Below are 7,547 nucleotides of genomic sequence, written 5' to 3'. Positions count from 1 at the left end.
TGACGGTATAACCTGGCCAGAAGGAGGCAATATCAATATGATGCACGGCGACAGCAGGGTGATGGTGGTGGTGTGTTTGGCGACAACCAGTTTACCAGCACCCTGTCTGTCAACTTCCACTTTCCCAGGATCCCGCGAAGAACCTTTTTTTATGCCCGGCACTGACGTCAGGTCATGCTCTTGCGGTCCGGACAACGGCCGATGATATCTGCGGATAGCTCGCCATTGTCCTGCTCCAGCACCACATCGAAGCCCCACAGCTGATGCAGATGCTTGAGCACCTCGTGGCGTGACTCGCCAAGGGGGATGCGGTTGTGGGGAACATAGCGCAGGGTCAGGGAGCGATCGCCTTTCACTGCCACGTTGTAGACCTGAATGTTGGGCTCCAGGTTGCTCAGGTTGTATTGAGCGGACAGGGTGCTACGCACCAGTCGGTAGCCCTCTTCATTGTGAATGGCGGACACCTTGAGGTAGTTCTTCAGATCGTCGTCATCGATGGCAAAGAGCTTCATGTCGCGCATCACCTTGGGACTGAGGAACTGGCTGATGAAGCTTTCGTCCTTGAAGTTCTGCATGGCGAAATGCAATGTCTCGACCCAGTTGGTGCCAGCGTAATCGGGGAACCAGTATCTGTCCTCCTCGGTCGGGTGTTCGCAGATGCGACGCAGGTCCGTGAACATGGCAAAGCCAAGGGCGTAGGGGTTGATCCCCGAGTAATACCGGCTGTTGTAGGGGGGCTGATAGACCACGTTGGTGTGGCTGTGCAGTACCTCCAGCATGAAGCGATCGCTGATTTTTCCCTCGTCATAGAGGTGGTTGAGAATGGTGTAGTGCCAGAAGGTGGCCCAGCCCTCGTTCATCACCTGCGTCTGCTTCTGCGGGTAGAAGTACTGACTGATCTTGCGCACGATACGCACCACCTCGCGCTGCCAGGGCTCGAGCAGGGGGGCATTCTTTTCGATGAAATAGAGGATGTTCTCCTGAGGCTCGGCAGGATAGCGCCTGTCTTCCACCCCGGCAATCTTGTGCTGCTTGGGCAGGGTACGCCACAGCTCATTGACCTGGGTTTGCAGATAATCTTCCCGCGCCTTCTGGCGCCGTTTCTCCTCGGCCAGAGAAATCTTCTGGGGCCGCTTGTAACGATCCACCCCGAAGTTCATCAGGGCATGGCAGGAGTCAAGCAGTTTCTCCACCGCATCGATGCCGTGTTTTTCCTCGCACTCGGTGATGTAGTTCTTGGCAAACAACAGGTAGTCGATGATGGAGGAGGCATCGGTCCAGGCCTTGAACAGATAGTTGTTCTTGAAGAAGGAGTTGTGACCATAGCAGGCGTGGGCCATGACCAGCGCCTGCATCGGCATGGTGTTCTCTTCCATCAGATAGGCGATGCAGGGGTCCGAGTTGATGACGATCTCGTAGGCCAGTCCCATTTGGCCGCGCTTGTAGTTGCGCTCGGTGTGGATAAAGCGCTTGCCGAATGACCAGTGTTGATAACCGATGGGCATGCCGACACTGGAGTAGGCATCCATCATCTGCTCTGCAGTGATCACCTCGATCTGGTTGGGATAGGTGTCGAGCCGATAGAATTTGGCGACCCGGGCTATCTCCTGGTGATAAAGCTCCAGCAGATCGAAGTTCCAGTCAGGACCATCGTCCAGCGGCGCTATCTTTCTTGCGGTTTCTACCATATGTGATCCCTCAAGCCGCTTGCTTCTTGAACAATTCCCGGAACGCCGGATAAATGTCCTCGACCTTGCGAATGTGCTCCATGGCGAAGTGGGCGTATTGCTCTGCCACCGCCTCATATTCGTGCCACAGGGTCTGGTGGGCGCGGGTAGTGATCTCGATGTAGGAGTAGTAACGCACCCGCGGCATGATGTCGCGCATCAGGATCTCCCTGCACTGGGGTGAGTCATCGGCCCAGTTGTCACCATCAGAGGCCTGCGCCGCATAGATGTTCCACTGGTTGGCGGGATAACGTTCGTTGATGATGTCGTTCATCATCTTGAGCGCACTGGAGACGATGGTGCCGCCGGTCTCCTGGGAGTAGAAGAACTCGTGCTCGTCCACCTCCTTGGCCTGGGTGTGGTGGCGGATGTAGACCACCTCGACATTCTTGTAAGTCCGGCTCAGGAATAGATAAAGCAGGATATAGAAACGCTTGGCCATCTCCTTGGTAGCCTGATCCATGGAACCGGAGACGTCCATCAGGCAGAACATCACCGCCTGGCTCGAGGGGACGGGCCGTTTGACAAAGTTGTTGAATTTGAGGTCGAAGGTGTCGATAAAGGGGACCGCATCGATGCGTCGTTTCAGCTCCCTGATCTCTTTTTCAAGTTGCGCCATTTCGGCGAAATGGTCGTTGGGCTCGCAAGCCAGCTGGGCCAGGCGCTCCTCCAGTTCACACAACTGACGTTTCTTGCCTGCCTGCAGCGCCATGCGCCGCGCCAGCGAATTTTGCAGGGAGCGCACCACGTTGATGTTGGCAGGCACCCCGTTGGAGGTGTAGCCGGCCCGATAGGTCTTCATCTCCATCAGCTGGTTGAGCTGGGTCTTTTGCAGCCGCGGCAGCTCCAGATCCTCGAACAGCAAGTCCAGGTACTCGTCCTTGGAGATCTGGAAGACGAAATCATCGACTCCCTCTCCTTGATCCGAAGCCTGGCCCTCGCCACTCCCTTGGCCGCCGCCACCCCCTTTGGGCCGGTCAATCTTGTCACCAGATACGAACTGGTCGTTGCCTGGATGCACCATCTCCCGTTTGCCGCCATGACCCTGATGAAAATGGGGTTCCCCGATGTCCTTGGTCGGGATGCTGATGCTCTCACCCTTGTCCACGTCCTGAATGCTGCGCTTGGAGACAGCATCCGAGACCGCTTGTTTTATCTGCTTCTTGTAGCGGCGGATGAAGCGCTGCCGATTGACAGCGCTTTTGTTTTTGCCGTTGAGCCTGCGGTCGATAAAATGCGCCATAACTCCCCCTTGAACACGGCAGGGTCAGGATGACTTGCGTACCCTGAGATACCACTCGGAGAGCAGCCGCACCTGTTTACGTGTGTAGCCTTTCTCCATCATCCGTTCGACAAAGTTATCGTGCTTCTTCTGCTCCTCAGCCGAGGTTTTGCTGTTGAAGGAGATAACCGGCAGCAGCTCTTCCGTGTTGGAGAACATCTTCTTCTCGATCACGGTGCGCAGCTTCTCGTAACTGGTCCAGTTGGGGTTACGGCCTGCATTGTTGGCCCGGGCACGCAGCACGAAGTTGACGATTTCGTTGCGGAAATCTTTCGGGTTGCTGATCCCGGCAGGTTTTTCAATTTTCTCCAGCTCGCTGTTGAGAGACGCTCTGTCAAACAGCTGGCCGGTTTCTGGGTCACGATACTCCTGATCCTGGATCCAGAAGTCGGCGTAGGTGACGTAGCGATCGAAGATGTTCTGACCGTACTCTGAATACGACTCGAGGTAGGCGGTCTGGATCTCCTTGCCGATGAACTCGACGTAGCGCGGAGTCAGGTAACCCTTGATGAACTCCAGATAGCGATCGTGCAGCTCTTGCGGGAACTGCTCGCGCTCTATCTGCTGCTCCAGCACATAGAAGAGGTGCACCGGGTTGGCTGCCACTTCCGCGTGGTCGAAGTTGAAGACACGGGAGAGGATCTTGAACGCGAAACGGGTGGAAAGGCCGTTCATGCCCTCGTCAACCCCCGCATAATCCCGGTACTCCTGATAGCTTTTCGCTTTGGGATCCGTGTCTTTGAGACTCTCGCCGTCATAGACTCGCATCTTGGAATAGAGGCTGGAGTTTTCCGGCTCCTTGAGCCGCGACAGCACCGAGAACTGGCCCAGCAACTCCAGAGTACCCGGTGCGCATTTGGCCTCGGTCAGCTCGCTGTTGAACAGCAGTTTTTCATAGATCTTCACCTCTTCCGAGACGCGCAGGCAGTAGGGCACCTTGACGATGTAAACACGGTCGAGGAAGGCTTCGTTGTTCTTGTTGTTGCGGAACTGCTGCCACTCGGATTCGTTGGAGTGGGCCAGCAGGATGCCGTCGAAGGGGAGGGCGGAGAGCCCTTCGGTACCGTTGTAGTTCCCCTCTTGCGTCGCCGTCAGCAGCGGGTGCAGCACCTTGATGGGGGCCTTGAACATCTCGACGAACTCCATCATCCCCTGGTTTGCCTTGCATAGCGCACCGGAGTAGGAGTAAGCATCGGCATCATCCTGGGCGAAGTGTTCCAGCATGCGGATATCGACCTTGCCGACCAAGGAGGAGATGTCTTGGTTGTTGTCGTCCCCCGGTTCGGTTTTGGCGATGGCGATCTGATCGAGGATGGAGGGGTTCACCTTCTCCACCTTGAACTTGGTGATGTCGCCGCCAAACTCGTGAAGGCGCTTGGCGACCCAGGGAGACATGATGGGGCGCAGATAACGGCGAGGGATGCCGTACTCCTTCTCGAGGATTTCGCCATCTTCGTCGATGTCAAACAGGCAGAAGGGGTGATCATTCACTGGTGAGCCCTTGATGCGATAGATGGGCACTTTTTGCATCAGGGATTTGAGTTTCTCTGCCAGCGAGGATTTACCGCCGCCAACCGGTCCGAGCAGATAGAGGATCTGTTTCTTCTCTTCCAGACCCTGAGCGGAATGTTTGAGATAGGAGACAATCTGTTCGATGGCTTCTTCCATGCCATAGAAGTCTTTGAAAGCGGGATAACGCGCGACGACGCGGTTGGAAAAGAGACGGCTGAGACGTGGATTGGTCGAGGTGTCGATCATTTCCGGCTCGCCGATGGCGGTCAGCAGACGTTCGGCGGCAGAGGCGTAGCAGGATTTGTCCTGTTTGCACATATCCAGAAACTCCTGGATGCTGTACTCCTCCTCTCTGGCCTTCTCATACCGCTGTTGATAGTGCTCGAAGATGCCCATAACTTAGCCCTCGTTATAGTCGCTTGCCCTGAAAAAGAGTGGATCACTACTTTTGTTCTGTTTACCTCTTAAGCCTAGTCAACAGCCCCCAGTAATCCATCGCCATCATTGGTTTAAGTTTGTGCGGGAGCTTCCCGATCCTCGTGCGGGAAGAAGCAGTAAGTGACATACCTATGTTACTGACTGTTAAATTATTTTTGCCACGACAGTGATGCAAATGTCAAAGACATAAAAAATAAATCTTTGTGTGCCAGAGGGAGAAAATGGTGACGCTCTGTTTTGTCAGGGGGCGGTGCCAGCAAGGGCAAGGGCGGCAGGGAATAGAGGGTAAAAAGACGTGTCGCTTACGTCAACGTAATGTTACTTGCTTGGTGCTTTTGCTCTAATTTTTACATTGACGCTACATTCTGGCTGCTCTAGATTGGTCCTGTGTCGAGCAGTCATCGCTTTAGCAAGAGAGTGGGTGATTGTGCAGATACTAAGCTCTGTTTAAGCACGTTTCCGTTGGCTTGACCCTCGCATCCGCGAGGGTCTTATTTTTTCAGCGCCTGAACGGCGCCAAACCTGCAAGCTCAGGATTCGGCGGGATAGAGGGCTGACACCACCGCCAGCACCTCGGCGAAGGGATGGTTCGCCAACTGGCCAAAACCGGCCAGATCCCTGGCCTTTAGACGGGTGGTCAGCGGGGTGGCGATGCCACACAGGAAACGGGTCAGGATCCTGGGATGGCGCTGATGGCACAGGGCGATCAGCGGATCGCACCAGGCGCGCAAACCGTGCTCGTTGGGCAAGCCCGGTGATGGCAACGGCGGCAACACGGCGATCTCTCCCCGGCAGACGGAACAGTGCCCGCAGCGCTCGGGGGCGGCGTCGTCGGCAAAATAGCGGGCAAGCTCATGGCTGAGGCAGGTGGTCGAGGTGAAAAAGGCCAGCAGTGCCTGAAGGCGGGCCAGCTCGCTCTGCTCTTTCTTTTCAAACAATCCATGCAGCTCTTCGGCCAGGGTCACGGTATCGATTTGCTGGCTCAGCACCCGATAGAGCTCGGTCATCTGCTTGCTTTCAAGCTCGATCCAACCCTGCTGCTGCAGGTAGTCCAGCGCCGCCGCGGCGCGCTGGCGTTCTCCCTGATATCCCTGCCACAGCGCCTCGAAGTCAATGGTGCACCAGGTGCGCGCCTGGGGGGCGCAGGCAAAGACCTGCTCCAGGAACTGGCGGCGTTCGGAATTGAAACGAGCGAGGATCGCCTGTTTTTCCAGTACGAACCTGAAACGGTACTCGGCAAAGTAGCTGTAGGCCGGTGCAATGACCCCCGCCATCTCCAGATAGACCAGCAGGGTCTTGAGGGGCAGTTGGCGAATGTTGGTCTCGTTGGAGAGGCGCAGCAGGCTGAATTCCCACTCGGCGCCGCTCTGGCGCACGATATCGAGCAAGTGCGCGATGGCGTCCCTGTCCGGCGTATCCCCATAGACGAAGTTTTCCAGTACCGGCAACTGGGCGCGGCTCGCCAGCACGGTGCAGCGGGAGGGAAGCCCGTCACGTCCGGCGCGGCCTATCTCCTGGCTGTAGTTCTCGATGGACTTGGGCAGGTCGTAGTGAATGACCCGGCGAATGTCGGCCTTGTCGATGCCCATGCCAAAGGCGATGGTGGCCACGATGCAGTCGAGTCTGCCAGCCATGAAGTCATGCTGGATCTGGCTGCGCAGGGCGGGATCGAGCCCCGCATGGTAGGCGCATGCCCGGATGCCGCTGGCCTGTAGCTGCGCGGCGCACTGCTCTGCGCTGTGTTGCAGAGTCACGTAGACGATGGTGGGGGCGGCCGGATTCCGGTGCAGCTCCTCGCGCAGCCATGTATCGCGGGCACTGCCGGCCAGCGGGAGGACGGCCAGATCCAGATTGGGTCTGTAGAAACCGGTGACCACCAGATCGTCCCGGTCGATGGCAAATTTTGCCTGCATGTCCGCCATGACGGCCGGGGTGGCGGTGGCGGTCAGCAACAGCACCTGGGGAATGGCCAGTTCACGGCGATGATCCGGCAGCTTGAGGTAGTCGGGGCGAAAGTTGTGGCCCCACTCCGAGATGCAGTGGGCCTCGTCCACCACCAGCAGTGACAGGGGGATGTGGGCGATGAAGCGGCGAAAGCGCTCATTTTTGAGGCGCTCCACCGAAATCATCAGGATCTTGAGCTTGCCATCGCTGGCCTGCTGCATCACGCGCCGGCTCTCTTCCGCTGTCTGGCTGGAGTCCAGAGTGGCGGCGGCGATCCCCTTGCTGCGCAAAAAGGCGAGCTGATCGTGCATCAGGGCCAGCAGGGGAGAGATGACCAGGGTCAGGTGGGGCAGTGCGAGGGCGGGCAATTGATAACAGAGGGATTTCCCCGCGCCAGTCGGGAAGATGGCTGCGGCGCTCTTGCCGGCCAGCAGACGACTGATCACCGCTTCCTGCCCGGGCCGCAAGCGATCAAAGCCGAAGTGTCGGGTCAATAAAGAGGTGATCATGGCAAGGCTCCCTGAAAAAGGGCGTCATCATATCACTTCTGGCCCAGTGGTGGCCGATGATCGGACTGGTTTGGTGACATTTTGACCGTGGTTGATATTGTGTTATCACATTGTTGTAGATTTTTTGTGAGGTAA

Annotated in this window: 4 protein-coding genes; all 4 read right to left on the bottom strand. The window is 57.0% G+C overall.

Translation table 11 applies throughout. The annotated features are described in order from the left end of the window. Nucleotides 1–167: 167 nt before the first annotated feature. The 4 genes from J9893_RS20520 to J9893_RS20505 all read right to left on the bottom strand — a co-directional run bounded on the left by J9893_RS20520 (nucleotide 168) and on the right by J9893_RS20505 (nucleotide 7,412). The gene (locus J9893_RS20520) at nucleotides 168–1,688 is read right to left on the bottom strand and encodes a SpoVR family protein (protein WP_039040868.1); all 1,521 of its coding nucleotides are present in this window, start codon (nucleotides 1,686–1,688) and stop codon (nucleotides 168–170) included. Nucleotides 1,689–1,698: 10 nt separating this feature from the next. After that, a complete protein-coding gene (locus tag J9893_RS20515; RefSeq protein ID WP_113978760.1) occupies nucleotides 1,699–2,970 on the bottom strand; it encodes a YeaH/YhbH family protein in 1,272 nt (423 codons plus the stop codon). A 24-nt stretch (nucleotides 2,971–2,994) separates the two neighbouring features. Continuing rightward, nucleotides 2,995–4,917 carry a PrkA family serine protein kinase gene (locus tag J9893_RS20510; RefSeq protein ID WP_010674903.1) on the bottom strand — a complete coding sequence of 641 codons (1,923 nt, stop codon included), beginning with the start codon at nucleotides 4,915–4,917 and terminating at the stop codon, nucleotides 2,995–2,997. Nucleotides 4,918–5,489: 572 nt separating this feature from the next. Further along, entirely contained in the window at nucleotides 5,490–7,412 is a 1,923-nt protein-coding gene (locus tag J9893_RS20505) for a RecQ family ATP-dependent DNA helicase (protein WP_052815758.1), read from the bottom strand. Nucleotides 7,413–7,547 lie beyond the last annotated feature (135 nt).

It is taken from the genome of Aeromonas sp. MaB10011B, from assembly GCF_017939325.1.
Classification (GTDB): Bacteria; Pseudomonadota; Gammaproteobacteria; order Enterobacterales; family Aeromonadaceae; genus Aeromonas; species Aeromonas caviae.
This window is presented reverse-complemented; position numbering and strand designations above follow the sequence as displayed.

Bases quoted from the DNA above. Each gene is read 5' to 3' on its own strand.
- J9893_RS20510 (WP_010674903.1), bottom strand. From the start codon at position 4,917: ATGGGCATCTTCGAGCACTATCAACAGCGGTATGAGAAGGCCAGAGAG.
- J9893_RS20515 (WP_113978760.1), bottom strand. From the start codon at position 2,970: ATGGCGCATTTTATCGACCGCAGGCTCAACGGCAAAAACAAAAGCGCT.
- J9893_RS20505 (WP_052815758.1), bottom strand. From the start codon at position 7,412: ATGATCACCTCTTTATTGACCCGACACTTCGGCTTTGATCGCTTGCGG.
- J9893_RS20520 (WP_039040868.1), bottom strand. From the start codon at position 1,688: ATGGTAGAAACCGCAAGAAAGATAGCGCCGCTGGACGATGGTCCTGAC.